Origin of the sequence: Rhodanobacter sp. FW102-FHT14D06 (assembly GCF_043950705.1) — a bacterium.
GTDB lineage: Bacteria > Pseudomonadota > Gammaproteobacteria > Xanthomonadales > Rhodanobacteraceae > Rhodanobacter.
This window is the reverse complement of the sequence record NZ_CP170722.1, coordinates 3465921-3490380: the sequence shown is the minus strand read 5'-3', so window position 1 is coordinate 3490380 and position 24460 is coordinate 3465921. Positions and strand designations below refer to the sequence as shown.

Sequence of the window (24460 nt, the reverse complement as noted above, 5' to 3'; positions counted from 1 at the left end):
GCGACAAGGCGTGCGGCCGGCCCGGTCGCGCGCCGCGTCTCACGCCCGGGCAAACGGAAACGCCAACACGTCGGCGATCGCGTCGGTATCGGCCAGGCACATCAACAGACGCTCCACGCCCAGCGCCACGCCGGCGCAAGCAGGCATGGCATCGAGCACGTCCAGCAGGTTATCGTCCAGCGGGATCTCGCGCAGGCCGCGCTCGCGGCGTACCGCGTTGTCGCGCTCGAAGCGCCCGCGCTGCTCGGCCGCATCGTTCAACTCGTGGTAGCCGTTGGCCAGCTCGTAACGGCCCAGATACAGCTCGAAGCGCTCGGCCAGCGGCGGTTCGCCGGGGCGAATCTTCGCCAGTGCACACTGGCTGGCCGGATAGTCGTGGATCACCGTGATGCGGTCGCGCGGAAACGCCGGCTGCAGCTTGTGGGTGATCAACAGGTCGAGCCAGTCGTCACGGCCAAGCCCGTCCGGGCCGATGCCGAACGCGGTCAGCGGCGCACGCAGTTCGTCCACCGGCGCATGCAACGGGTCAATGCCCAGCCCGTCCAGGAACAGCTGCCGGTACGTGGTCACCCGCACCTCGGCGCGCCGCCCCACCAGCCCCAGCGCAGCCTCCACCAGCACGATGGTTTCCTGCATCAGCCGGCGATGGTCCCAACCGACCCGGTACCACTCCAGCATGGTGAACTCGGGGTTGTGACGCCCGCCCGCCTCGCCGTTGCGAAACACCCGGCCCAGCTCGTAGCAGTCGCCGACACCCGCCGCGAGCAGCCGCTTCAGCGGGTACTCCGGCGAGGTGCGCAACCAGCGCTCGCGTGCACCAGCATCGACATGGCCGCTGAAGGTCGTGCTGAAACCCTGCATGTTCGGATCGGTATTGCCGGCTGCCGACAGCACCGGGGTTTCCACCTCCAGCACATCGCGCGTGGCGAAGTACGCGCGGATCAGGGCGTACAGCCGTGCACGCAAGCGCAGGGCGTCAGGCAGGGCGAGACTCATCAACCCGCCCCGTGCTCGTCGAGCAAGGCCAGCAACTGCGCCTCGTCCCAGACCGGCACGCCAAGCTCCTGCGCCTTGTCCAGTTTCGAGCCGGCTTCAACGCCTGCCACCACCACGCTGGTCTTTTTCGAGACCGATCCGGACACCTTGGCGCCCAGCGCCTCCAGCCGATCCTTTGCCTCGTCGCGGCTGAGCGAGGCCAGCGTGCCGGTGAGCACGAAGGTCTGCCCGTCCAGCGGCGCCGCGGCCACGGCCGCGCCGGCGGGAATGGCATCGAGCAGGCGGTGCATCGCTGCCTCGGCATCGCGCAACGCAGCCTCTGCAGCGGGATCGGCCAGGAAGGCTTCCAACGCCGCCACCGCGGCCTGCGGCACGCCAGCGGTGATCCAGTGCGCCGCGCCCGCGGCGAGCAGGCGATCGAGCGTGGGGAAATGCTGCGCCAGCAGCTTGCTGCTCTTGGGGCCGAGCTTGTTGATCCCGGCCATGTCCAGCAGCACGCCCAGATTCAGCCGCTCGCGCAGCTGCGGCGAAGGCGCGCTCTCGTCACTGAACACGATGCCGGCATCGAGCAGCGCATCGACCACCTGCTGGTTGCCCGCCTGCGCGAAGAAGCCGGCGATCGAGGTGGCCACTTCGGCGCCCACGTCAGGCAGCACGCGCAGTACCGGCGCCGGCATGCTGCGCACCACATCAAGCCGGCCCAGCCACGCGGCCAGCGTCTTGGCCGTGCTCTCGCCGATATGCATGATGCCCAGCGCGAACAGGAAACGCGCCAGCGTGGTCTGCTTGCTGGCCTCGATGCCGGCGACCAGGTTCTCGGCCCACTTGGTGGCTACCTTGCCGGCCTTCACCGTTTCCGGCGTGGTGCCATCCCGTTCGTCGATCGCTTGCTTCATCGCCACGAAACTCTCGACGGTGAGCGCGTACAGATCGGCCGGCGAGTGGACGATGTCGAGCTCCACCAGCGCCTCGGCAAAGCGTTCGCCCAGACCTTCGATGTCCATCGCGCGGCGCGAGGCGAAGTGGATCAGCGCCTCCTTGCGCTGTGCGGCGCAAATCAGCCCGCCGGAGCAGCGCCAGGCGGCGGCACCCTCCTCGCGGATCAGCGCCGAACCGCACACCGGGCACTGTGTGGGCATCGTCCACGGCACTGTCCCGGGCGGGCGCTGGTCCTCGACCACGCGCACCACTTCCGGAATCACGTCGCCGGCGCGGCGCACGATCACGGTGTCGCCGATGCGCGCGTCCAGCCGCGCGACCTGGTCGGCGTTGTGCAGCGTGGCGTAGGTGACGGTGACGCCGGCCACCTGCACCGGCTCCATCCGTGCGCGCGGCGTGGCGGCGCCGGTGCGGCCGATCTGGATTTCGATGTCGAGCAGGCGCGTGGTCTGCTCCTGCGCCGGAAACTTGTGCGCGATCGCCCAGCGTGGCGCGCGCGAGACGAAGCCCATCTCGCGCTGGCCTTCGTAATCGTCCAGCTTGTAGACGACGCCGTCGATGTCGTACGGCAGGCTGTCGCGCTTGGCGCCGATACGCCGGAAGTAGGCGATCAGGCCGTCGAAGCCGTGCGCGATGTCCACTTCCGGCGACACCGGGAAACCCCACTCGCGCAATTGCTTCAGCGTGGCCGAATGGGTAGCCGGCAGCTCGCCGCCTTCGACCACGCCGATCGCGTAGGCGAAGAAACTGAGTCGTCGCTTCGCGGTGATCGCCGGGTCGAGCTGGCGCAGCGAGCCGGCGGCGCCGTTGCGCGGGTTGGCCAGCGGCTTCTCGTCGTGGGCGCGGGCGTATGCGTTGAACGTCTCGAAGTCCTTGCGCAGCATGATCACTTCGCCGCGCACTTCGAGCACCTCAGGCCAGCCCTTGCCGCGCAGCTTCAGCGGAATGGCGCGCACCGTGCGCAGGTTCGCGGTGACGTCCTCGCCGGTTTCACCATCGCCGCGGGTGGCGCCCTGCACGAACACGCCGTGCTCGTAGCGCAGGCTGATCGCCAGGCCATCGAGCTTGGGTTCGACCGAGAAAACTGGTTCAGTCCGTTTTGTCGTCTGCTCGATGCGCCGCTCGAACTCGGCCACCTCGTGGAAGCGTTCGCGATCGGTCTCGCCGTCCTGCTCGAAGGCATTGCCGAGCGACAGCATCGGGATCGCGTGGCGCACCTCGGCAAAGCCGCCGTGCGCGCGTGCGCCGACCTTGCGCGTCGGTGAATCGGGTGAGGCCAGCGCCGGGTGTGCGGCTTCCAGCGCTTCCAGTTCGCGCATCAGGCGGTCGTACGCGGCATCGGTGATGTCCGCGTCGTCGAGCACGTGGTAGCGGTAATTGGCCTGCTCGATCTGCGCGCGCAGTGCGGCGGCGCGGGCCAGGATGTCGGCGGGAACGGCGGGTGCGGCCATGCGGGTCTCCTTCTCCGCGCAGTTTAGCGACCCGCCGGTGCGCCCGCCGCGCGCACGGCGCTCAGCGGTGCAGGTGGCCGGCGGCCTCGGGCTGGTAGGTGATCTCCAGCACTTTCAGGCGGCGCTTGCGCCCGTCGGGCATCGGCCAGTCGATCTGCTGGCCGCGCGCCAGGCCCAGCAGCGCACTGCCCACGGGGGCGAGGATCGAGACCGTACCGGGCGCACCGGCGCCGGCCGGGTAGACCAGGGTGAGGGTCAGCTTTTCGCCGTCGGACTCGTCTTCGAAGACCACGGTGGAGTTCATCGTCACGATGTGCGGCGGCATGTCCGCCGGCTCGACCACGTCGGCGCGATCCAGCTCGGCGCGCAGCGCCTGCAGCTTGTCGGCCTCGGCTGCCGGCAACCGCTCCAGCAGGGCTTCGATGCGATCCAGGTCGATGCGCGACACGGTGATTGCTGAATGACTCATGGTGATTCCTGGTTCCCGCGGCTCCAGCCGCACAAAAACACGCGCCAGAACATGGTGTCCCGGCGCGTGAGGTCGGTTATCCGCTGCCGCGCCTGGCACATCACCGGCGGCAGGTGCATCAGACGTGACTGTGCAAAATCCCGGCGCCAAATGCAAGCTGTCACAACAGTTATCATGCCCGACATGGCCAGCCCAGCCGCCGCGGACGCCCCTTCAGCAATGGTTTCGGCCGCCTTGCCCGAGCCGTCCACGCGCGAGCGCTTCCGCGGCCTGCTGTGGCTGGTCGCGGCGGCCTTCTTCATGCAGGCGCTGGATTCCACCGTGGTCAACACCGCGGTGCCGATGATGGCCGTGGCGCTGGAGGTGACCCCGCTGGGCATGCGCACGGCGCTGACCAGCTACGTGCTGACCCTGGCGATCCTGATCCCGGCCAGTCCGTGGCTGTGCGACCGGCTGGGCACGCGGCGGGTGTTCGGCGCCGCGATCGTGGTGTTCGGGCTGGGTTCGCTGCTGTGCGGGCTGGCGCAGACGCTGCCGCAACTGGTCGCCGCGCGCGTGCTGCAGGGCATCGGTGGCGCCTCGCTGATGCCGGTCGGGCGCTACGTGCTGGTGCGCAGCATCGACAGGCGCGAGTTCGTGCGCGCGATGAGCACGGTGGCCACCTTCGGCCTGCTGGGTTCAGTACTCGGCCCCCTGCTCGGCGGCGCGCTGGTGGAGTTCACCTCGTGGCGGCTGATCTTCCTGATCAACGTGCCGGTGGCGATCGCCGGGGTGTGGATGAACCGGCGCGACATGCCGGACTACCGGCTGGAGCGCGCACACCGTTTCGACCTGTTCGGCTTCGGGCTTTTCGCCGCCGCCTCGGCCCTGCTGCTGATCGCCTCGGAGCTGGCCGGCGCCACGCCGGTGCCGTGGATGCGCATCGGCCAATGCAGTCTGGCGGCGGTGCTGCTGGGCCTGGCCTATGTGTGGCACAGCCGACGCACCGCCTTTCCGGTCGCCGACCTGACCCTGCTCAAGGTGCGCAGCGTGTGGGTGGCGCTGGCCGGCGGCCTGTTCACCCGGCTCGGCATCTCCGGCATGTTCCTGTTGCTGGTGCTGTTCCTGCAGGTCGGTTGCGGCTGGTCGCCGCTGATGGCCGGCCTGATGATGGTGCCGCAGGCGTTGGGTTCGATCTGCGCCAAATGGGCGATCAATCGCGTGCTGGTGCACCTGGGTTACCGCCGCCTGCTGCTGGGCAACACCTTGATCGTGGCCGTGCTGCTGGCGGCGTTTGCCCTGCTCGGACCGGCCACGCCGGTGTGGGCCATCGCGACGTTGACGTTCTGCTACGGCGGCTTCGCCGGGCTGCAGTACACCGCGATGAACACGCTGATCTACCACGACCTGGACATCGCGCACGCCTCGATGGCTTCGTCGATGGCCTCGACCGTGCAATACCTCGCGATGAGCTTCGGCATCGCGCTGTCCACGCTGCTGATGCAGGCGCTGCTGCAGGGGCATGAGCGCGCGGATTATGTCGAGGCGTTCCGCTGGACGGTGCTGCTGCTGGCGCTGGTCACGGCGGCGGCCAGCCGCGTGTTCGGCCGGCTGCGGCACGATCGCCCGCTGTCGCGAGCCGGCGCGGCGGCAGGTTGAACCGCGGCAAGGCGCCGCCCGGCGAGAGGCTGCGTGTAGCATGCAGTCTTTGCCGCAAGCTCGGGCACGTATTGCATGCACCACGCCAGCGAAATCCTGTTCACCCTGTTTGTCGTGTTCGTCGCCGCCCAGATCGGCAGCGAGATCGCGCAACGACTGAAGCTGCCCGGCGTGGTCGGCGAGATCGCCGCCGGTTGCGCGATCGGCCCTTCCCTGCTCGGCTGGATCAGCCCGGGGCAGATCGCCACCGGCACCCCGCTCGACGTGCTGGCGGAGATCGGCGTGATCCTGCTGCTGTTCGCGGTGGGCCTGGAAACCCGGCTGGAAGACATGAAGAAGGTCGGTGCGGTGGCGTTCGCGGTCGGCGTGGTCGGCGTGCTGGTGCCATTCGGCATGGGCAGCGTGTGGGCCCACGGCAACGGCTTCGACTGGGACCGTTCGCTGTTCGTCGCGGCGGCCTTCGTGGCCACCTCGGCCGGCATCACCGCGCGCGTGCTGCAGGAGCTGGGCGCACTGCAGCGGATCGAGAGCAAGGTGATCCTGGGTGCAGCGGTGATCGATGACATCCTGGCCATGCTGCTGCTCGGCGTCGTGATTTCACTGCAGGGTGGCGGCAGCGTCGACGCCTCGCACCTGCTGGTGGTACTCGCCGGTGCGGCGGGCTTCATCGCGGTGATTGGCTGGGGCGGCGCGCGGGTGATGCGCTGGAACTCCGCCTGGCTGGACAAGCCGCTGGGCCCGCATTCGCCGCTGATGATCGTGCTGGCTCTGTGCCTGGGGCTGGCCTGGCTGTCCACCCGCTTCGGCCTGGCCGCGATCATCGGCGCGTTCCTGGCCGGCATGATCGCCTCGGAAACCCGCCAGCAGCACACCCTGGAAAAGCAGACGGCCCCGCTGCTCGCCCTGCTTACCCCGTTCTTCTTCGTGGTCACCGGCAGCAAGGTCGACCTGCACGAACTGGCCAGCGCCGAGGCGCTGTGGATGCTGGCGGTGGTCACCGCGATCGCGGTGGTATCCAAGCTGGCCGGCGGCTGGCTCGGTTCGCTCACGCTGGGCACGCGCAGCGCCACCATCATCGGCTTCGGCATGGTGCCGCGCGGCGAGGTGGGCATCGTGGTCGCCACGCTGGGGCTGGCCGCCGGCGTGTTCGACAACCGCATCTACGCGATCATCGTGGCGATGTCGCTGCTCACCGCCATGGTTACGCCGCCGATCCTGGCCTGGCTGCTCAAGCGCGGCGATCAGGCCGCCGGCACCACGGAGTTGCCCGAGGCACCGAACTGACCGCTGCCGCTTGCGGCAGCGACGAAACGACAACGGGCCGACGCAAGCCGGCCCGTTGGAGTGCCGCCGTGGTCCGCTGCCCCTGCGCAGAGGGCGGGCCGGGCATCGCGGCGGGATTACTTGGCGAACAGGTGCTCCACGCCGGCGCGCTCCTCGCGCAGTTCCTTGTCGGTGGCGTCCATGCGTGAACGCGAGAAGGCGCCGATCTCCAGGCCCTGCACGATCTCGTACTTGCCGTTCTTCACGGTCACCGGGTAGCCGTAGATCACGCCCGGCGCGATGCCGTAGGAGCCATCGGCAGGAATGCCCATCGAGGCCCAGTCGCCCTCGGCCGTGCCCTGCGCCCAGGTGCGCATGTGGTCGATCGCCGCCGAGGCAGCCGAGGCGGCCGACGAGGCGCCGCGTGCCTTGATGATGGCCGCGCCGCGCTGCTGCACGGTGGGAATGAACTCGTTCTCGTACCAGGCCTGGTCGACCAGGCTGAGCGCCGGCTTGCCGTCGACGGTGGCGTGGTGCAGGTCGGGATACTGGGTGGAGCTGTGGTTGCCCCAGATCGTCATCTTCTTCACGTCGGTGTTGTGCTTGCCGGTCTTCTCGGCGAGCTGGCTCTTGGCGCGGTTGTGGTCCAGCCGCACCATCGCGGTGAAGCACTTCGGGTCGAGATCCGGAGCGTTCTGCTGGGCGATCAGCGCGTTGGTGTTGGCGGGGTTGCCGACCACCAGCACCCTCACGTCACGCTTGGCATGCGCGTTCAGGGCCTTGCCCTGCGGTGCGAAGATCGCGCCGTTGGCTTCCAGCAGATCCTTGCGCTCCATGCCCGGGCCGCGCGGACGCGCGCCGACCAGCAAGGCGTAGTCCACATCCTTGAACGCGACATTGGCGTCGTCGGTGGCGACCACGCCGGCGAGCGTCGGGAACGCGCAGTCGTTGAGTTCCATCACCACGCCCTGCAGTGCAGGCAGCGCCGGGGTGATTTCCAGCAGGTGCAGGATCACCGGCTGGTCGGGGCCGAGCATGTCGCCGGCGGCGATGCGGAACAGCAAGGCATAGCCGATCTGGCCGGCAGCACCGGTAACGGCAACTCGAACGGGGGCTTTCATGGACGATGACTCCTTCTGGGGGTATTCACTCTTGTGCGGGAGCGCCCTGTGCGCGATGCCTTTCGCGACAGGAGCATCGCGCACAGGGTGCGCTCCTGCAGGCACTGATTCACGTCAGTTCGGCGAAAAATTCGGCGATACGGTCCAGGCCGGGTTGCAACTGGGCCTGCGGGCAGGTGTAGGAAATGCGCATCGCACGCGGTTCGCCGAAGGCCGAGCCGGGCACGCAGGCCACGCCCTTGGCTTCCAGCAGCGCGGCGCAGAACTCCACGTCGTTGTCGATCTTCATGCTGCCGTGGCGCTTGCCGAATGCCACCGAGATGTCCGGGAACGCGTAGAACGCCCCCTGCGGCCGCGGGCAGGCCACGCCGGGAATCGCCGTGAGCGCGGCAAACACCGTGTCGCGCCGGCCGGCGAACTCCCTGCACTTGGCCTGCGGCACGTCCTGCGGGCCGGACAAGGCTGCGACGGCCGCGGCGGTGATCACTTCCGGCAGGCTGGTGATGTGATTGGAATTGAGCGTGGTGACCGCCTTGGCCACCACTTCGGGGCCAGCCAGCAGGCCCACGCGCCAGCCCGGCATGCCGTAGGTCTTGGAGACCGAATCGACGAAGATCACCCGCTCGCGCAGCTCCGGCCTGGCGAACACGAAGTTGTGGTATCCCAGCCCGTCGAACACCATCGCATTGTAGATGTCGTCGGTGATGACCCAGGTATCCGGGTGCCGGGCGATCACCTCGGCCAGTGCGGCGATTTCCGCGCCGGTGTAGACCATGCCGGTGGGGTTGGACGGGTTGTTGAACAGAAACACCTTCGGCTTGCGCGCCAGCGCGGCGTCGAGCTGGGCCGGGGTGAGCTTGTAGTTCTGCTCCGCCCCGCACGGCATCACGTGGATCTTCGCGCCCACGATGTCGGCGATGTCGCGGTAGGTGGTCCAGTACGGCGCGGCGAAGCAGATCTCCTCGCCTTCGTCCAGCAACGCCTCGGCCAGGTTGTACAGCACCTGCTTGGCGCCGATGCCGATCGACAGGTTCGTGCGCGTGTAGCCGCTGAAGCCGAGCGCCTCGATGTGCCTGAGGAATGCGTCCAGCAGCGCGTCGGCGCCCCGGTTGCTGCCGTACTGGCCGGAGTCGTGCGAGAGCGACTCGCGCGCGGCGGCGTAGACATGCTCGCCGGGCAGGAAGTTCGGCACGCCGATGGAGAAGCTGATGATGTCGCGGCCGGCAGCCCTGAGCTGTCTGGCCTTCTCGGCGATGAGCATGATCGCGCTGGGTTTGGCGCGGCCGACACGCTTGGCGAGCTGGGGCATTGCTGTCTCACGCAGTGAGGAAACAAAGGCCGCAATTTTACCACGCCGCCCGCCCCGGGCGCTCGTCTGCCATGCGCTTGCGCCACCGCCGTCCAATCGGGGCATCATGGATGCGCCCGCGCACCGGGCTTTGCAGTCAACCCGCTACAAGGAGAACCGCATGCATTGGCTCTGGGTTTTCGTGATCGGACTGGTCGTGGGCGTGGTGGCCAAGCTGTTGACGCCGGGCAAGGACCCGGGCGGCTTCATCATCACCGCCATCATCGGCATCGTCGGCTCGCTGCTGGCGACCTGGGTCGGCCAGCACTTGTTCGGCTGGTACCAGGAGGGGCAATCGGCCGGCTTCATCGCCTCGGTGGTCGGCGCCATCGTGTTGTTGCTGCTCTACCACCTGCTCAAGCGCAAGTCGACCTGACCGGCCTCCCGGCGGGGCGATCACCCCGCCGGGACGCTCCGCAGCCTCAGCCCAGCAGCTTGCCCGCCAGCCCTTCAAGCATGCCGAGGTTGAAGCCGCCGCCCTGCCCGTCTGCCGGCACCTGGCCATCCGGTGTCAGGTGGTCGACCGCCTGCGGCAAGACCTGCGAAAGTCCGTTGAGCACCACGGCGGGATCGACGCCGAGCTTGCTGGCCGCCTCCTGCACCAGCGAGCCCATGCCGCCATGCTGCAGCGCCTGGCCGAGTTGATCGCCCGATACCGGCTGGTTCGCCCCGTTGCTCACCCACGACTGCACTGCGCCACCCAGCCCGTGCTGCTGCAGCATGCTGATCAGGCCCTGCACGCCGCCAGCCCGCTGCAACAGGTCGCTGGCCACCGAAATCATCGAGCTGGCACCGCCGGCCTGCTGTCCCTGACCGCCAAGCAAATCATTGAGGAATGACATGGTCGCTCTCCTTGATGAATGAACACGCGTGTAGCCCGCCGATCATAGGCCGGTGAAAGTAGTGGAGCCATGACTCATTCGCGCAAAAAAAATCGCCGGCTCCGGCCGGCGATTTCCTGCGTATCCGGCGGCAAGCTCAGCCGCGCTGATCCAGCACCTCGTTCCATTCCTTGACGCGGTCGACCTGCGCCGCCAGCAAGGCGTCGACGTCGCCCTCCACGGTGACCTTCTCGATCGTGTCACCCTGCTGGATCGCATTGACCACGTCCATGTCGGACGCGTCCAGCACTTCGCCGAACACGCTGTGCTTGCCGTCCAGCCACGGCGTCGGACCGTGGGTGATGAAGAACTGGCTGCCGTTGGTGCGCGGACCGGCATTGGCCATCGACAGCACACCCGGCTTGTCGTGGCGCAGCGACGGGTTGAACTCGTCCTCGAACTTGTAGCCCGGACCACCGCGGCCACTGCCCTCGGGGCACCCGCCCTGGATCATGAAATCGGCGATCACGCGATGGAACGACAGGCCGTCGTAGTAGCCGCGGCGCGCCAGGTTGACGAAGCTGGCGACCGTCACCGGTGCCTTGTCCTCGTGCAGGCGCAGGTGGATCGGGCCGCGGTTGGTGGTGAAGGTGACGTTGATGGTCATGGCGATCCTTGAGGCTGGGGCGAAAGACCGAAAGGATAACCCAGCCGCCGGCTGCAGCCGTGAACGGATGATCCTCAGTGCGCCGCCGCCGGCTTTGGCGCCGCCTGCAGCAACTGGTGCAGTTTGAGGTAGACCGCGTTGGTCCAGCCGAAGCCGATCACGTTGGTGGTGTAGCCGGCGGTGATCTTCACCTCCGCGTTGCCCAGCGCCATGTTGTATTTCTCGCGGATGGTGCCGTCATGGGCGAAACCGGTATCCACCGTGGCCGTGAACTTGCGCGCCAGGCGGCGGGCGTCGTCATGGAAACCGTAGGCGTCCAGGCCCGAGATCGCCAGCCAGTTGGTGGGCGCCCAGCCGAACGGCTCGTCCCATTGCGCGCCGCTGCCCAGGTCGTCCATCGACAGGCCGCCCTTGCGCTCGAACACGGCCAGGTGCTTCTCCAGCGCGGCCGCCTGCGCCTTGCTGGCCAGCCCGGCCCACAGCGGCCAGTAGGTGGTGACATAGGGCGGCGTCGATGCCTTGCTGGTGGTGAAGTCGTAGTCCATGAACATGCCGCGTTCCGGCTGCCACAGGTACTTGTCCATCGCCACCTTGCGCCTCGCGGCGGCGTCCGCCCATTGCCTGGCCTCGGCCACCTTGCCCAGTTGCAGGGCGAAGTCGTGCAGGTCGCGCTCGTAGCGATACAGCAGGCTGTTGAGGCCCACGCCGGCGTAGTGATGGGTGGTGCCGCCGTACGGACCGAAGTGGAAATTGGTGTCGAAGCCGGACTCGCGCATGGCGCGATCACCCAGGTAGTAGTCGGCGCTCAGGCGATGGCCCTGCGACCAGGCGCCGGCGCAGACATGGGACGCCTCGATGTCGCAACTGGTGGATTTCAGGCGCGCTGTCTCGGCGGCGTCGGGATGCTCGGCGGCCTTGACCAGGTAGCCGGGGTCGTCCTTCGGATGCGCCAGCACCCAGTCGATCACGCCGCGGTAGTAGGCGCTGCCGTGCATCTCCGGCACCGGGCCGGCGCCGAGGTCGAAGTAGCGTGCCAGGCCGGTGTCGCCGGCACGATGCTCGGGTCGGGTCCAGATGCGGTAGTTGGCCACCGCCAGCGGATAGGCGTGGACCAGCCATGCATGCCGCTCGGCCTCGCCCTTGAAGGCGCCGGGCGCGGCCAGCACGTCGCCGATCATTCGCGACAGGAACGGCGGCTGCGAACGGGTCAGGTAATAGGTGCGGTTGGCGTTGAGCACGCCGCCGTAGTGCTCGACCTCGAACAGCATGTTGTCGGTCATGTCGCGGGCCAGCTCGACGCGCCCGTCCGCCAGCAAGCCGAGCTGGATGAAGTAGCTGTCCCAGCCGTACATCTCGTTGAACTGCCCGCCCGGCACCACGTAGGGCCTGGGCAGGTAGAGCAGGCCTTCCGCCGGCAGCGCGGACGGCATCAGGTCGCCGAGCTTTTCGATGCGCCGAGGCAGCGTGTGCACGTCGATCTTGCAACGCTGTCTGATGTCGGCCATCGCTGCGGGCGCAGGGAAGCCGGCCGGCAGGTAGAGTACCGGGCGCGCATCCATTTTCGGATCGTGCAGGGCCGAGCAATCGTCCAGCGAGCGCGTCAGCGTGTCCCAGGCCTTGTGGATGTATGCCTGCGTCTGCGCCGGGTCGGGCGTGGCGGCACCGGCCGCGGTAGCGAAGGCCAGCGCCATGGCGGCGAACAGGGAGACGACTTTCATGGGCGGGCTTCCTCCTGCAATGGATCAGGGTGGCGCATGCCAGTTGCACGCAACGGCTGGCGGCTGAGCACCACCTTGCCGTCGGCGTCGCGGCTGATGCGGATGTCGTAGCGGCGCCCGCGGAACTTCACGTCCTTGAGCGTCAAGGCGTTCCAGCCTGGCGGCAACACCGGGGCGTACTTCGCGCTCAGCCCGTCGTCGTCGATGCGCAGTCCGGTGAGACCGTACAGCATGCTTTGCACGAAGCCGGCCGAGGTGGCCAGGATGTAGCCGGCGTTGTTGGCCGCGGTCTCGGTGCGCACGTTGAACGGGGGTTTGAGGAAACCGACCAGGTTGCGGTCGATCCATTCGCCGGCCGCCCTGCCGTCGCCCAGCTCTGCGGCACCGACGGCGAGCATCACCATCATCATCTCGTTGGGGTCGTCGCCGTGGCTCTTCAGCGCCTGCAGCTGGAAGTCGAAGTCGTTGCGGCGCACCTGCGGCGACATCGGCAAGTCCAGGTTCGGATACATCAGCCAGGCCAGCGAGGAGCCCATCCAGGTGATCTTGTCGTGCGGCACCGACTTGTCGAAATCCAGATGGCGCTGTTCATCCTCGTCGAACGGGATGTACATCTTCGCGGCGATCTCGCTCCAGCGCGGGTCCGCCTTGGCGCCCACCACGCGCGCTGCCTTCACCGCGATCTCGAGCGCCTTGCGGGCGACGGCATTGGTGAAGGAGTCGTTCGGCACGTCGTTGTAGGCCTCGTCGGGCGACGTGACGTGGTGGATCTCGTAGCGGTCGTGCGACCTGTCGTAGGTGACGCGGCTGGTCCAGAACGTGGCAATGCCCTCCAGCACGGGCCACGCATGCGTTTTCAACCATGCCTTGTCACCCGTCGCCAGGTAGTACTGCCATTGCGCGATGGCGATGTCGGCGTTGACGTGGACCTCGCGGTAGACCTCCCAGGCGAAGTGCGGGGTGACGTCCACGCCGGTCTGCGGATCGGCTTCCCACGGGTACATGGTGCCTTGCACGCCGTACTGGCGGGCACGCGCCCGCGCGGGTTCGGTGGTGCGGTCGCGGAACATCACGATGGGTCTGGCGCGCTCCGGGTGCAACAGCAGCAGCGCCGGGAACACCCACGAGTCGCTGTCCCAGAACGCATGGCCCGCGTAATTGGGCGTCAGCGCGCAGGCGCCCATCGGCCAGGCGGTGCCGACGGTGGTGTTGGACAACAGGTAGTAGAGGTCCGAGTGCACCGCCTTCTGCACGGCCGGTTTGCCGTCGATCACGATGTCCGATTGCCACAGCTTGTGCCAGGCCGCCCGGTGATCGGCGAGCAGGCGGTCGAAGCCGGCCTTGCGCGCGGCGCTGGCCAGGGCGAGCACGTCCCCGTCGTCGCCCCAGCCGTCGCGCGAGAGCGCCACGTACTTGGTGAAGACGTAGCGCTGGCCCTTGTGCAGCGTGGCGGTGATGTCCAGCGAGAGTCTGGTGGAGGTCCGTTCCAGCTTCACCGTGTCGGGCGAGAGCCCTTCGGGCAGCCCGATCGCGGCCGCCTCGGCCATGCCGAGTCCGTGTTGTGCCCTGCCCTTCAGCGCGAGCGTCAGCGCCTTCGCATCACCCTCGGCGGAACGCACCTGGGTGTAGCCCGGATACCACACCGGCGCACGGTCGGGCGTGGGTACCGGCTTGTTGTCCAGGCTCTGCCCGCTGGCGATCACCGCGGCGATCATTTCCTCGCCGCCCATGCTGGCGATCGGGAAGCGCGGCTGGTGCTCGGACCACAACCGGATCGGAAAACTCAGCTGCACCTGGCCGTCGAACTGCGGCGTGATCGCCATGCGGATAGCCGCGAGGTGCGGCGAGGCCTGGCTGACGAAGCTGGTGACCTCGATGTCGCTGGCCTTGTTGGCGTAAGCGAAGCGGTAGCGCGTGATCAGCGTGGCGTCGTGCATGTCCAGCGTCTGTGCGTAGCGCTGGAAGATGCCCGCATCCAGTCGCGTGCGGTTGAGCCAGCCACCGCCAGGGTTGTAGTCGATTTCGCTCCAGCCGGGAATCGCCGCGGGACGCGAGATGTCGCCCGGCTTGTAATCCATGAAGGCGACCATGTACGACGCGTTCGGCTCGGTGCCGCGCGGCGAGGTCATGGTGGAGAAGTAGCCGTTGGCGAGGTAACCAGGGAAGTAGCTGGCGAAATCCTTCGCCGTGGCGGTGAACAGGAAGCTCGGATCGGTGGCGGCCGATGCCGGCGCAGCGAGCAAGGTGATGGCGAGCAGGAACGCCGCGAGTCCGGCGGAAAAACGCTTCATGGGGCATGCCTCTTTGTTGCCCGGCTTCCGGAAGGCTGCGTACCCCCGGGGTCATTCCCGCTTTCGCGGGAATGACCCCGGGAAAATGGGTGGCACTCCCGCACCCGTGGAAGCGCCACCTGCGCAGGTCAGAACATGTACTTGACCTCCATGTTGACTTCACGCCCCTCCAGCGGACGGGCCAGGATCACGCCGGTGGTTCCGGCCGCCGAACCGAAGATGCGCGAGTTGCTCTCGGTCAGCCCCAGCTCGTTGGTCATGTTGGTGCCCTGCACGCGCACCTGCCAGTTCTGCTGCAGGTTGGCGACCACGCCGAAATCCCAGGTGTGGTAGCTGCCCAGCTGCTGCAGGCCGGAAATGTCCTGCGTGTGCGGACCGACGTGGGTGTAGGTGACGAAGGCCAGCACGTCGCCCCAGCCGAACGGGATCTTGTAGCTGGGCGTGAACATGTAGCGCACTTTCGGCTGGCGCTGCAGCTGCACGCCGTTGATCAGGGCGCAGCCGTTGCCGGCCACCGGGTTGGTGTACGGCAGGCACGAGCTGTTGTGCGAGTAGTGGCCATCGAGGTAGTCGCCGATCAGCTGGAACTTGAGGTTCTCGGTCGGGCTCCACGCGGTGTTGACGTTGACGCCCTTGGAATCCGAACCGTATGTGCTCTGCGGGCCGTTCGGCACGCCGCCGGCGTCGGTGGGCTGGTACAGCAGACCGATGAACTGGCGGTGGTACACGCTGATGTCCGCATAGAACTGCTTGGACTGGAACTTGAAGCCGCCCTCGACGTTCTGGATCTTCTGCACCGGCGCGACGTTGTCCGACGCATTGCCGCGGATGCCGTTGTCGAAATCGGGGAAGTGCGCGCCCTTGTTCGCCCGGAAATACACGCTCATGTTGTCGGCCAGCTCGTAGTTCACGCCGAACGTCCACGAGGGATGCGTCTTGTCGTAGCGCGTATGCGAGAAGCTGCCGTTGCATACCGGCACGGCGTTGTCGTACTTGGTGTTGGGGTCGCCGTCCAGGTTGACGTTGGTGAGGTTGCACACGTCGTTGGTGGCGTTCTGGTTCTCCACCCGGCCGGACAGGTCGATCAGCCACTTGCCCAGGCGCCAGATGTCGGACAGGTAGAACGCCTTGTTGTTGGCGTTGCCATGCTCGGTGATGTTGAAGCCGCCGTAGTCGAGGAACCCCTGGTTGTCGGTGAGCTGGTTGACGCCGTTGGCATCGACGTAGCTGACCGTGATCGGGCGTGCGTTGGGAGTGTTGGTCATCAGCATCTGGTTGCCCAGTGCCCACTCGTCATCCATGGTGTAGTGCGCCAGGTACAGGCCGGCGGTGAGCGTGTTGCCGTCGAAGATCTCCTTGCTCAGGCGAAAGTCGTTGTTGATGTTCTTCAGGTGCTTGTGGATGAACCACCAGCCCTGGTGGATCACGCTCTGGTTCGGATCGACCGCGCCGCCACCCACGTAGGTGGCGGTGGCCGAACCAGGCGCCAGGTTGAACGCGCCGATCTGGCTCTGGTCGGTGTACAGCATGTCGTTCATGCTGCCCGGGTTGGTGCCGGAAAACAGCGCATTGGTGTCGACGTCGCCGCCGTCGATGAGGAACTTGTTCGACAGCCGCCAGCCGTTGCCCAGGTCGTAGTCGAAGTTGCCGCCGAAGAAGCCGAACTTGGCGCCGCGGCCGTTGGCCAGGTCGGCGTTGCGGCCCCCACCGGGATAGCCGCGCAGGAACACGTGCTGGATGGCCTTGCTGTTGTACGTGTCGGTCAGCGGATCGAAGCCCGGATAGGCATGGAAGTTGTCCGTGCCGGTCTGGATCAGCGGAATCGGCGTGATGAACTGGTTCTTGTCGTCGAGGTAGCGCGCGTACAGCGTCATCGTGCCGTTGTCGCTGTCGTGGGTCAGCGTGCCGGTGAGCTGGCCGCCCTTGTCGGCGGGAAACTGCGGATCGCGCACGCCGTCCGAATCGCGGTAGAAACCGCCCACGCTGCCATACCAGTCCTGCGCGATCGGAAAGCCGAAGAAGCCATCGACGCGCTTGAGGTTCTCGTTGCCCCAGGTCACCCCGACGCTGCCCGAAGGCACCTCGGTGCCCTGCTTGAGGATGAAGTTCTCGCTGGCGCCGATCTGGCCGTCGGCGAATACCACCGAGGGCCCGCCCTGGATGATCTCGACGCGATCGACGGTGTCGTCGAGGCGGAAGATCGAGGTCTGCTCGAAGAACGACAGCGTCGGCATGCCGTACAGCGGCGAGCCCATCAGTTGCACCGTGTTGAACGGCGCATCGCCGCCGCCGGGGAAGCCGGCGATCTCGATGTTGGCGCCGGTCTGGCCACCGGTGGACTCCGGCCACAGGCCCGGCGCGATCTTCAGCAGATCGGCCGTGCTCTTGGGGTTGGCCATCTTGATCTGCTCGGCGGTTGCCGTGGTGATCGTGTAGCTGGCGTCGATCTTCTTCAGGCCGCCGGTGGCCGCGTTGCCCGTCACCACCACCTGTTCGAGGTTCTTGGTATTGGCGGTACTGGGCTTGGCCGGCGCCTTGCTGGCAGCAGGCGGTGCCGTGGTTTGCGCCGAGTCGTCATCCTGTGCCAGCGCGAGTCCGGGCACGAGGCAGGCGGCAATCGCCGCGGACAAGACCAATCGCATGTGTCTGTTCATCAAGTTCTGCTCCCGACGTAAGGCGGTTCGCCGGTATCGGCCGCATTCGCGACCGGCCGCTTCGCCGTCATTGAGCCCCTGATTTTTGTTGTCCCTCGCCTGCGACGATTTGCCGCAACACTGAACATGGTCGCGCCGTTTTTCCGGTCAGGTCAACACCCGCCCCCGCGAGGCAGCGCCTCAGTCCAGCCCCAGCGACTCCCGCGTGAGCACGGACGCGCCGCGCGGGTGGCCTGCAGGGGTGGGCACGCTGGTCGGCCAGGCAGCCCCCTCGTACAGATGCGCCCACAACCGGTCGAGGGCGGCGTAGCCGTAGGGCAGCAGCGGCAGATGGCGCTCGCCGAAGCCTGGCAGCGGCAGGAACGCATCGAAATGCTGGGCGTGCGGCACCTTCCAGTACAGCAGCCGACGGCCCTCTTCGCGCAGCCAGGCGGCATAGGGTTCGGAGGTGAAGGCGGTCGGCAGCAGGCCGTCGTCGGCACCGTGCACCACCCACAGCGGCAAGTCGGCGCGTGGCAGCTTGGCCGCCGTGGCAGCAATGGAGGCCTGCAGCATCTGCGCGGCCGGCTCGTCGCCGGTCCACAGCGCGCGCAGGCAATCCTCGCCGAGCAGAGTCGGATCGGGCGACACGTTGACGCCGCCGAACAGCCCCACGCCATTGCCGGGAGGAATGCCCGAGGCGTCGGCCCACCACGCCGCGCGCGCCATCGGCTCGGTCACGCCCGGGAGGGCACCGGCACCCATCGCCGCGTAATGGAACCCGCATGGCATGTCGGCAGGGCCGCGGCGCAGATAGGCCGAGGCGTAACCGGCGGTGACCACGCGCCACAGGTCGAACGCGGTGGTGCTGGCCGCGGTGGCCATCGCCGCGTCGTTCCAGCCACGCTGCTGCAGATAGTGGCGCGCCTGCGCCGACTGCTCGGCCAGCGTGCTGCCTTGCAGCTTGCCCTGCGCGCGCAGGCTGGCGCAGCGCAACGACCACGCCGGCGGCGGCTGACGGGTTGCCCCGCGCGCCATGGGCGTGTCGTCGAAGCGGGCGTCGGCAAGCGCGCATGGCAGCCAGATCGCCGCCTCGGTCGCGTAGTCGTACAGCGGCCGGCCGCCATCCGCGGCGTAGACATTGGGTTCCAGCGCCACCACGCCGGCGAAGAACCCGTCATGGTCGAGCCCCGCCGCCTGCAACACCGCGCCGCCGCCATTGGAGATGCCGGTGGCGATGATCTTCGTGTTCTGCGCCGTGAACGGCGCCTCGCCCGGGTAGGCGCGGTCGAGCATGGCCAGGCCGAACTGCGCGGCCTGGATCACGTCGCGGCCCCAGTCCGCCTCCGGGTTGTCGCCGGAGTGCGCGTGCTTGACCGCGATGCCCGTGCCGGCACCTGCCGGCGGCGGCTCGAACTCCAGTTCCTGCTCGCCGCGTTTCGCACGCCGGCCGTCCAGCGCCACCCCGCTGTCGTCGGAATAATCGAAATAGCCCGAGCCGGTGCCCTTGTCGGTGTACGCCACCGCGCAACCGCGCGGCAGACCCCACGCGCCGGCCACGGCGATCGCGCCGTAGATGCCGCGCGAACCGGACGAGGCGGTCACCACCAGGCAGCGCTTCGCGTGGTCGAATCCGTCGGGCAATTGCAGCAGCACCCGATGCGGCGAACGCGCCCCCGGCAGCCGAGCGAACATCTGGTACTCGCGCCCCGGCACGTCCGGCACGCCGCCGTACACGCGGCCGTAGCCGCCCAGCGGGCCGAGATCGGCGATGCCTTTCCAGCTGGCCTGGATCGCCCGGCGGCGCAGCTCCGCCGCGGTAGGCGCCAGCGGATTGGCGAACGGCGCCGGCAAGCCTGCCAATCCGCTCAGGCCCAGGCCGGCGCTGAGCAGGTCATCGTGGCCGCGGTGCTCGGTGGCAAGCACCTTGCCCAGTTCCAGCTCATGCATCTTCGCCCCTCGCGTGGTCGCCCCTTCGACACAAGCGGACAGCATGACGGAAACCAGCACGCAGATGCACGGCGCGGCCAACCAGCGAAGGGATGCATTCATTGCCACACCATAAGCAGGCACGCGACACGTTGCCATCGTACGAAGGTCCAGCCTCGCCGCCACGGCAACTCGACGCCGGCAGTTCGTCCGGCTACCTTGGCGGTCATGCCGAGTCTGTTGATCGCCGACGACCACCCGCTGTTTCGTGCCGCGTTGCGCCAGGCCGCCGAGCACAGCCTGCCCGACTGCACCGTGCGCGAGGCCACCGACCTGGCCACGGCACTGGCCGCGTTGCGTGCGGACCCGGACATCGACCTGGTGCTGCTCGACCTGCACATGCCGGGCAGCCACGGACTGACCGGCCTGGCCGCGGTGCGCGGCCAGCATCCGGCGGTTGCAGTGCTGGTGGTATCGGCGCACGACGAACCGCACGTGGTGCGCCGCGTGCTCGACCACGGTGCCGCCGGTTTCATCTGCAAGAGCGCCAGCCCCACCGAGATCGGTGCAGCGATCCGGCAGGTGCTCGACTGCGGCAGCTGGCTGCCCGCCGCACTCGCCGACGCCGTCGCCGCCCTGCCCGCCGATTCCACCGACACCGATCTCGCCGGCCGGCTGGCCCGGTTGACCGAACAGCAGTCGCGGGTGCTCGCCCTGCTCGCCGAGGGGCTGCTGAACAAGCAGATCGCCGACCGGCTCTCGATCCAGGAGCGCACGGTGAAGGCACACGTCACGGCGATCTTCGAGAAGCTGCGGGTGCGCAATCGCACGCAGGCCGGCATGCTGTTGCGATCGCTCGACCTGGGGGAGCCAGGACGGGTGGGATAGCCGCACGCGGCGACACCACGCCACGACATCGCCCTTGGCGGGATTCCATCCGTGGCCCGCCCGGCGCACACTGCGCGCGCCCAGACCGAGACGCGTCTGCCCCGTTCCCGGAGGATGGGCGCTACCTCATGATCTCGTCCCCTGCGCCGGCGGGTTCGCCCGCCGCACGTGCCTTCATCCAGCAGAAGGATGTCAATCATGAATCTGTCGCGTCGTCTTCGTCTCGTCGTCCTGGCTCTCGTCGCCTTCGTCTGCGGAATCCTGTGGCCGGGCCTGCTGACCGGCGCCCAGGCGCGCGAAGCCACCCCGATGCAAACCATCGCCGGCCTCGGCAGCATCTCGTTCCCCACGTCGACCCATTCGACGGCTGCGCAAACCGCCTTCCTGCGCGGCGCGCTGCTGTTGCACCTGTTCGAGTATCCGGATGCCGCCAAGGCATTCCGCGAGGCCCGGCAACTGGACCCGGGCTTCGCCATGGCCTGCTGGGGTGAAGCGATGACGTACAACCACGGCATCTGGAACCAGCTCGATGCCGATGCCGGTCGCGCGGCACTCGACCGGCTCGGCCCTACCCCGGCCGCGCGCGCCGCCAAGGCGCCGACGCCGCGCGAGAAGGCCTATCTCGCCGCCGTGGAAATCCTGTATTCCGGCCACGGCACCAAGCCGGAACGCGACGCGCAGTACGACCAGGCGATGGAGCGATTGGCCAGGACCTGGCCGCATGACAACAACGCCCAGCTCTTCCACGCGCTGGCGCTGATGGGACGCAGCGAAGGCGTGCGCGACATCCCGGCCTATCTGCGCGCCGGTGCCATTGCCGAGCGCATCTTCCGCCTGAACCCGCAGGACCCCGGCGCGGCGCATTACTGGATTCACGCAATGGACGATCCCGCGCACGCCGCCGGCGCGCTCGAGCCTGCGCACGCGCTGTCGAAGATCTCGCCCGACGCCGCCCACGCCCAGCACATGACGTCGCACATCTTCATGGCGCTCGGCTTGTGGGATGACGTGGCGAAAGCCAACGAGGTGGCGATGCGCGTGGTCAATGCCCAGGCCAAAGCCGCCGGCCGCCCGCCCGCCGAATGCGGTCACTACATGGAATGGCTGGAGTACGCCTACTACCAGCAGGGTCGTTTCCGCGATGCTGAAAGGGCGCTGCAGACATGCCGGCAGTCGATCGAGCCCTCGCTAGCCTGGGCCAACGCCCACGCCGACCGGCTGGCCACGATGCAAAGCACGCCGACGAAGTTCGCGCAAATGCTCAACAAGTCGCTGTTGCAGATGCGCGCGATCGCCGTGGTCGAATCCGGCGACGGCAACGGCCCGGCCGCGCACACCACGGTGGATACGATCGGCATGGGCCCGGACGCCGGCTGGAACGATTTCACCGAGGGCTATGCCGCGATCGAACGCCACGACCTGCCGGCTGCGCAGAAATCGCTGGCCGCGCTGTCGGCGCGGCACGCCGGCAGCGAGACCTCCGGCGACGCCCAGACGACCAGCTACCTGGCCATCCTCCGGGAGGACCTCGGCGGCATGCTGGCGATCGGCGAGGGCAAGCCGCAGAGTGGCCTGGATGCCATCCGCCGCGCAGCCCGCCGCTACGAAACACTGGCGTTCGACTTCGGTCCGCCGATGCCGATCAAGCCGCCACACGAACTGCTGGGCGAACAGTTGCTCAGGCAAGGCAAGGCGACCGAGGCGCGCGCGGCATTCGGGACCGCACTGAAAAGCGCACCCCGCCGCACCCGGTCCCTGCTCGGCCGCGCCCGCGCGGAATCGGCCAGCGGCGACCCCGCGGCAGCCACCGCCACCTACAAGGAACTGATGACCATCTGGCACAGCGCCGATGCGGATCTGCCGGCGCTGGCCGAAGCGAAGGGGTTCGTCGCGGCACATCCGTGAATGCACGGCGTCCCGCCGCGATCCCCGTCACGTACCAACACTCACTCAGGCGAAATGCGTGGCATCGACCTCGCTGCTGGCCGGCGCCATGAAATACTCGTGCAGGTATTTCTCGCCTTCGTCGCAGAACACCGTCACCACCGTCTTCAACTCGGGGAAGTTCTTGCGGATGCGCTGCGCCGCCAGCATGTGCGCGCCGGAGCTGGGGCCACAGAACAGGCCGTGGCGGCGTGCCAACCGTTTCATCTCGGCCACCGCATCGACGCTGGATACCGACAGCACCTCGTTCACCAGGCTGGCGTGGCGTTCGAAGATGCCCGGCACGAAGCCGTCGGAAATGCCCTCGATGGTGTGCGCGGCGATCTCGCCGCAGAGGATCGTGCACGATTCGGATGGCTCCATCGCGAAGAGCCGCACATCGGGATTGACCGCGCGGAACGCCTGCCCCACGCCGATCAGCGTACCGCCGGTGCCCACGCCGAGCACCAAAGCATCGGGCACGCAGCCGGCGGGCAGCTGGGCAAGGATCTCCGGGCCGAGGATCTCGCGGTTCTCCTCCACGTTCCATTCCGACTCGAACTGGCTGGGGCAGAAATAGCCGGGCTGCTGGCCCAGCTCCTTCGCCCGCGCCAGCGCCTCGTTGACGTGGAAATTGCCGCAGAACAGCACCTCGGCGCCGAATGCGCGGGAGATCGCCACGCGCTCGCTGGACAGCCCCTCGGGCATCACCACTTGCATGCGGTAGCCCTTCACCGCGGCCACCATCGACAGGGCGTTGCCGGTGTTGCCGCTGGTCGCCTCCACGATGGTGTCGCCCGGCTTGAGCAGGCCTTCGCGCTCGGCGCGCTCGATCATGTACCTGGCGATGCGCGCCTTGATCGAGCCGGACGGGTTGAGGAACTCGATCTTGGCGTAGACGCCCTCGATGTTCAGCAGCGGCGTGTCGCCGATGGCGTCGAGGATGGTGTCGGAGACCGTGGCAAAACGGGCGCTCATCTCAGTGGCCCTCGTGCGCATGCTGCATCACGTCCAGCGCCAGCGCGGAATGCGCATAGGCGGCGCCGGCGCGCATTTCGGCGGCGACCCAGATCGCCTCCATGATCTGCTGTTCGGTGGCGCCCTGCTTGAGTGCCTCGGCGGTATGGCCCTTGATGCAGTACGGGCATTGCGTGGTGTGCGCCACCGCCACCGCGATCAACTGCTTGGTGACGTCGGGCAAGGCGCCGTCGGCGAACACGGCGGCACTGAAAGCCTTGAAGGCCTGCAGCGGCGCGGGCGCCAGCTCGCGGCGCTTGCGCGCCAGTTCCGCGGTGGAGGGGGGATACATGGGTGACTCCATGGGGTTTGCTCCTGTTCGTTTCTCGGACGCGCACGCCCGCTCGCCCTGCGGCGACCGGACGCGCGGGGTCGGGTCGATCGCCTCAGAGTGGCGGCCGCGATGTGCCGAGCACCCAGCCGGGCGGATCGCTGGCGGGAAAGCTCTGCGCCAGTTGCTCGTCGATGCGTCGTTCGCGCCGTTCGCGCGACTGGCGCGCATCACCCGGCGTCTGCCGCCGCACGTCGGATTCCGCTGCCCTTCTGCATCGTTTCATGGTTGTGCACCCGGCATGGCGCCAAGCGGGCGTCGCGTACCCTCACCTTAGGCGCGGCCGCATGGCGCAGCGCTGATCCACGTCAGGGAATGGCTGGATCGCCGGCATGATGGGCGCGCACCGGTGAAAACACCGTGCTCGCACCGGCCACGCGCGGCGGCAGCGATCAACCGTGCGACGGTGCGGCCGGCTGCATGTAGGTCGGCGTGTTCGCATAGGGCGCGGGCACCTCCCACATGCGCGCGGCGTAGAACACCGCCCAGGCCACCACGAACAGGCTCAGCACCCACACCCACACCGGGATCGACGAACGCGCCTCGGCGCGGCGCGGATCAAACGGATCGTCCGTGCTGAACGCATCCACGTGCAGCTGCAACTCGCCGCGCCGGGTCGAGCCCGGACGCAGGCCGGAGACCAGGATGCCGGGACCGTTCTGCACGACGAACGGAATCTCCTCGATGCCTTCGGCACCGCCCTGGTCCTCGGCACAGACGATCAGACGATGCGGACCGTCGCTCAGCTGGCGCGTATCCAGCGTCAGCGAGGTGGGCAACTCGCGATCGATCACCGGCTTCGGGTTGTCGTCGATGTAGATGCGCACATGCGGCTTGGCCATCGCGGATACCTCCCTCACCGATCCGGCCGCAGGATGTCGTTCTTGCAGTGGCGCGGATCCTTCTCGCCGGGCCGGAAGATCATCCAGAACATCGCGACGAAACAGCCGATCGTGATGGCACCGGCGATCCCGATGATCGCGATGTTGCCCCACAGCGGCCCGGTCATGTGATGCA

The 24460-nt window shown here is 67.9% G+C and carries 21 protein-coding genes; 5 read left to right on the top strand and 16 right to left on the bottom strand.

What is annotated here, in order from left to right:
* Nucleotides 1–39: 39 nt before the first annotated feature.
* From epmA to rnk, 3 genes are all read right to left on the bottom strand, one after another.
* Entirely contained in the window at nucleotides 40–996 is a 957-nt protein-coding gene (epmA, locus tag ACFCQI_RS15750; protein WP_395118268.1) for an EF-P lysine aminoacylase EpmA, read from the bottom strand.
* The gene (ligA, locus tag ACFCQI_RS15745) at nucleotides 996–3386 is read right to left on the bottom strand and encodes an NAD-dependent DNA ligase LigA (protein ID WP_395118266.1); all 2391 of its coding nucleotides are present in this window, start codon (nucleotides 3384–3386) and stop codon (nucleotides 996–998) included. Before ligA ends, epmA begins: the two co-directional genes overlap by 1 nt.
* 61 nt (nucleotides 3387–3447) lie before the next feature.
* Nucleotides 3448–3855: a nucleoside diphosphate kinase regulator gene (gene rnk / locus ACFCQI_RS15740; protein WP_395118264.1), complete on the bottom strand. Its 408-nt coding sequence runs from the start codon at nucleotides 3853–3855 to the stop codon at nucleotides 3448–3450.
* A gap of 183 nt (nucleotides 3856–4038) precedes the next feature.
* On the opposite strand from rnk, the gene ACFCQI_RS15735 reads away from it, so the two are divergent.
* Both ACFCQI_RS15735 and ACFCQI_RS15730 read left to right on the top strand, forming a co-directional pair.
* Nucleotides 4039–5493, top strand: a complete 1455-nt coding sequence (locus ACFCQI_RS15735) for an MFS transporter (RefSeq protein ID WP_395118262.1) — start codon at nucleotides 4039–4041, stop codon at nucleotides 5491–5493.
* 75 nt (nucleotides 5494–5568) lie between these two features.
* A complete protein-coding gene (locus ACFCQI_RS15730; RefSeq protein WP_395118260.1) occupies nucleotides 5569–6777 on the top strand; it encodes a cation:proton antiporter in 1209 nt (402 codons plus the stop codon).
* 116 nt (nucleotides 6778–6893) lie between these two features.
* Here ACFCQI_RS15730 and ACFCQI_RS15725 read toward each other — a convergent pair whose 3' ends face one another.
* Both ACFCQI_RS15725 and ACFCQI_RS15720 read right to left on the bottom strand, forming a co-directional pair.
* A complete protein-coding gene (locus ACFCQI_RS15725) occupies nucleotides 6894–7877 on the bottom strand; it encodes a malate dehydrogenase (RefSeq protein WP_395118258.1) in 984 nt (327 codons plus the stop codon).
* A 109-nt stretch (nucleotides 7878–7986) separates the two neighbouring features.
* Nucleotides 7987–9186, bottom strand: a complete 1200-nt coding sequence (locus ACFCQI_RS15720; RefSeq protein WP_395118256.1) for an aminotransferase class I/II-fold pyridoxal phosphate-dependent enzyme — start codon at nucleotides 9184–9186, stop codon at nucleotides 7987–7989.
* A 160-nt stretch (nucleotides 9187–9346) separates the two neighbouring features.
* Between ACFCQI_RS15720 and ACFCQI_RS15715 the strand changes: the two genes are divergently transcribed.
* Nucleotides 9347–9601 (top strand): GlsB/YeaQ/YmgE family stress response membrane protein, encoded by a 255-nt coding sequence (locus ACFCQI_RS15715; RefSeq protein ID WP_395118254.1) that lies wholly within the window; start codon nucleotides 9347–9349, stop codon nucleotides 9599–9601.
* Between the two features lie 46 nt (nucleotides 9602–9647).
* Here the strand turns inward: ACFCQI_RS15715 and ACFCQI_RS15710 are convergent, their stop codons facing one another.
* From ACFCQI_RS15710 to ACFCQI_RS15685, 6 genes are all read right to left on the bottom strand, one after another.
* Entirely contained in the window at nucleotides 9648–10067 is a 420-nt protein-coding gene (locus ACFCQI_RS15710) for a YidB family protein (protein WP_395118252.1), read from the bottom strand.
* A 136-nt stretch (nucleotides 10068–10203) separates the two neighbouring features.
* On the bottom strand, nucleotides 10204–10713 hold the full coding sequence (locus ACFCQI_RS15705) for a peptidylprolyl isomerase (RefSeq protein ID WP_395118250.1): 510 nt from the start codon (nucleotides 10711–10713) through the stop codon (nucleotides 10204–10206).
* Between the two features lie 74 nt (nucleotides 10714–10787).
* On the bottom strand, nucleotides 10788–12431 hold the full coding sequence (locus ACFCQI_RS15700) for a trehalase family glycosidase (protein WP_395118248.1): 1644 nt from the start codon (nucleotides 12429–12431) through the stop codon (nucleotides 10788–10790).
* On the bottom strand, nucleotides 12428–14722 hold the full coding sequence (locus ACFCQI_RS15695; protein WP_395118246.1) for a glycosyl hydrolase family 95 catalytic domain-containing protein: 2295 nt from the start codon (nucleotides 14720–14722) through the stop codon (nucleotides 12428–12430). Before ACFCQI_RS15695 ends, ACFCQI_RS15700 begins: the two co-directional genes overlap by 4 nt.
* 128 nt (nucleotides 14723–14850) lie before the next feature.
* On the bottom strand, nucleotides 14851–17376 hold the full coding sequence (locus ACFCQI_RS15690; RefSeq protein ID WP_395118244.1) for a TonB-dependent receptor: 2526 nt from the start codon (nucleotides 17374–17376) through the stop codon (nucleotides 14851–14853).
* A gap of 180 nt (nucleotides 17377–17556) precedes the next feature.
* Nucleotides 17557–19407, bottom strand: coding sequence for a 3-hydroxybutyrate oligomer hydrolase family protein (locus tag ACFCQI_RS15685; RefSeq protein ID WP_395118242.1), 1851 nt, complete (start codon nucleotides 19405–19407; stop codon nucleotides 17557–17559).
* A gap of 105 nt (nucleotides 19408–19512) precedes the next feature.
* Between ACFCQI_RS15685 and ACFCQI_RS15680 the strand changes: the two genes are divergently transcribed.
* Together ACFCQI_RS15680 and ACFCQI_RS15675 are read left to right on the top strand one after the other, a co-directional pair.
* On the top strand, nucleotides 19513–20172 hold the full coding sequence (locus ACFCQI_RS15680; protein WP_395118240.1) for a response regulator: 660 nt from the start codon (nucleotides 19513–19515) through the stop codon (nucleotides 20170–20172).
* A gap of 198 nt (nucleotides 20173–20370) precedes the next feature.
* Nucleotides 20371–22077 carry a hypothetical protein gene (locus ACFCQI_RS15675; RefSeq protein WP_395118238.1) on the top strand — a complete coding sequence of 569 codons (1707 nt, stop codon included), beginning with the start codon at nucleotides 20371–20373 and terminating at the stop codon, nucleotides 22075–22077.
* A gap of 45 nt (nucleotides 22078–22122) precedes the next feature.
* Here the strand turns inward: ACFCQI_RS15675 and ACFCQI_RS15670 are convergent, their stop codons facing one another.
* From ACFCQI_RS15670 to ACFCQI_RS15650, 5 genes are all read right to left on the bottom strand, one after another.
* Nucleotides 22123–23073 (bottom strand): PLP-dependent cysteine synthase family protein, encoded by a 951-nt coding sequence (locus ACFCQI_RS15670; protein WP_395118236.1) that lies wholly within the window; start codon nucleotides 23071–23073, stop codon nucleotides 22123–22125.
* A 1-nt stretch (nucleotide 23074) separates the two neighbouring features.
* Complete coding sequence (locus ACFCQI_RS15665) at nucleotides 23075–23416, bottom strand: carboxymuconolactone decarboxylase family protein (RefSeq protein WP_395118234.1); 342 nt, start codon at nucleotides 23414–23416, stop codon at nucleotides 23075–23077.
* Between the two features lie 82 nt (nucleotides 23417–23498).
* Nucleotides 23499–23669 carry a hypothetical protein gene (locus ACFCQI_RS15660; RefSeq protein ID WP_395118232.1) on the bottom strand — a complete coding sequence of 57 codons (171 nt, stop codon included), beginning with the start codon at nucleotides 23667–23669 and terminating at the stop codon, nucleotides 23499–23501.
* 166 nt (nucleotides 23670–23835) lie between these two features.
* Entirely contained in the window at nucleotides 23836–24285 is a 450-nt protein-coding gene (locus ACFCQI_RS15655) for a cytochrome C (protein WP_395118230.1), read from the bottom strand.
* Between the two features lie 14 nt (nucleotides 24286–24299).
* Entirely contained in the window at nucleotides 24300–24452 is a 153-nt protein-coding gene (locus ACFCQI_RS15650) for a hypothetical protein (protein WP_395118228.1), read from the bottom strand.
* Nucleotides 24453–24460 lie beyond the last annotated feature (8 nt).

Excerpts from the sequence above, each read along its gene's own strand:
- ACFCQI_RS15735 (WP_395118262.1), top strand. The coding sequence starts at position 4,039 with ATGGCCAGCCCAGCCGCCGCGGACGCCCCTTCAGCAATGGTTTCGGCC.
- ACFCQI_RS15725 (WP_395118258.1), bottom strand. The coding sequence starts at position 7,877 with ATGAAAGCCCCCGTTCGAGTTGCCGTTACCGGTGCTGCCGGCCAGATC.
- ACFCQI_RS15670 (WP_395118236.1), bottom strand. The coding sequence starts at position 23,073 with ATGAGCGCCCGTTTTGCCACGGTCTCCGACACCATCCTCGACGCCATC.
- rnk (WP_395118264.1), bottom strand. The coding sequence starts at position 3,855 with ATGAGTCATTCAGCAATCACCGTGTCGCGCATCGACCTGGATCGCATC.
- ACFCQI_RS15660 (WP_395118232.1), bottom strand. The coding sequence starts at position 23,669 with ATGAAACGATGCAGAAGGGCAGCGGAATCCGACGTGCGGCGGCAGACG.
- epmA (WP_395118268.1), bottom strand. The coding sequence starts at position 996 with ATGAGTCTCGCCCTGCCTGACGCCCTGCGCTTGCGTGCACGGCTGTAC.
- ACFCQI_RS15675 (WP_395118238.1), top strand. The coding sequence starts at position 20,371 with ATGAATCTGTCGCGTCGTCTTCGTCTCGTCGTCCTGGCTCTCGTCGCC.
- ligA (WP_395118266.1), bottom strand. The coding sequence starts at position 3,386 with ATGGCCGCACCCGCCGTTCCCGCCGACATCCTGGCCCGCGCCGCCGCA.
- ACFCQI_RS15650 (WP_395118228.1), bottom strand. The coding sequence starts at position 24,452 with ATGACCGGGCCGCTGTGGGGCAACATCGCGATCATCGGGATCGCCGGT.
- ACFCQI_RS15665 (WP_395118234.1), bottom strand. The coding sequence starts at position 23,416 with ATGGAGTCACCCATGTATCCCCCCTCCACCGCGGAACTGGCGCGCAAG.
- ACFCQI_RS15655 (WP_395118230.1), bottom strand. The coding sequence starts at position 24,285 with ATGGCCAAGCCGCATGTGCGCATCTACATCGACGACAACCCGAAGCCG.
- ACFCQI_RS15680 (WP_395118240.1), top strand. The coding sequence starts at position 19,513 with ATGCCGAGTCTGTTGATCGCCGACGACCACCCGCTGTTTCGTGCCGCG.
- ACFCQI_RS15730 (WP_395118260.1), top strand. The coding sequence starts at position 5,569 with ATGCACCACGCCAGCGAAATCCTGTTCACCCTGTTTGTCGTGTTCGTC.
- ACFCQI_RS15705 (WP_395118250.1), bottom strand. The coding sequence starts at position 10,713 with ATGACCATCAACGTCACCTTCACCACCAACCGCGGCCCGATCCACCTG.
- ACFCQI_RS15700 (WP_395118248.1), bottom strand. The coding sequence starts at position 12,431 with ATGAAAGTCGTCTCCCTGTTCGCCGCCATGGCGCTGGCCTTCGCTACC.
- ACFCQI_RS15715 (WP_395118254.1), top strand. The coding sequence starts at position 9,347 with ATGCATTGGCTCTGGGTTTTCGTGATCGGACTGGTCGTGGGCGTGGTG.
- ACFCQI_RS15685 (WP_395118242.1), bottom strand. The coding sequence starts at position 19,407 with ATGAATGCATCCCTTCGCTGGTTGGCCGCGCCGTGCATCTGCGTGCTG.
- ACFCQI_RS15695 (WP_395118246.1), bottom strand. The coding sequence starts at position 14,722 with ATGAAGCGTTTTTCCGCCGGACTCGCGGCGTTCCTGCTCGCCATCACC.
- ACFCQI_RS15710 (WP_395118252.1), bottom strand. The coding sequence starts at position 10,067 with ATGTCATTCCTCAATGATTTGCTTGGCGGTCAGGGACAGCAGGCCGGC.
- ACFCQI_RS15720 (WP_395118256.1), bottom strand. The coding sequence starts at position 9,186 with ATGCCCCAGCTCGCCAAGCGTGTCGGCCGCGCCAAACCCAGCGCGATC.
- ACFCQI_RS15690 (WP_395118244.1), bottom strand. The coding sequence starts at position 17,376 with ATGAACAGACACATGCGATTGGTCTTGTCCGCGGCGATTGCCGCCTGC.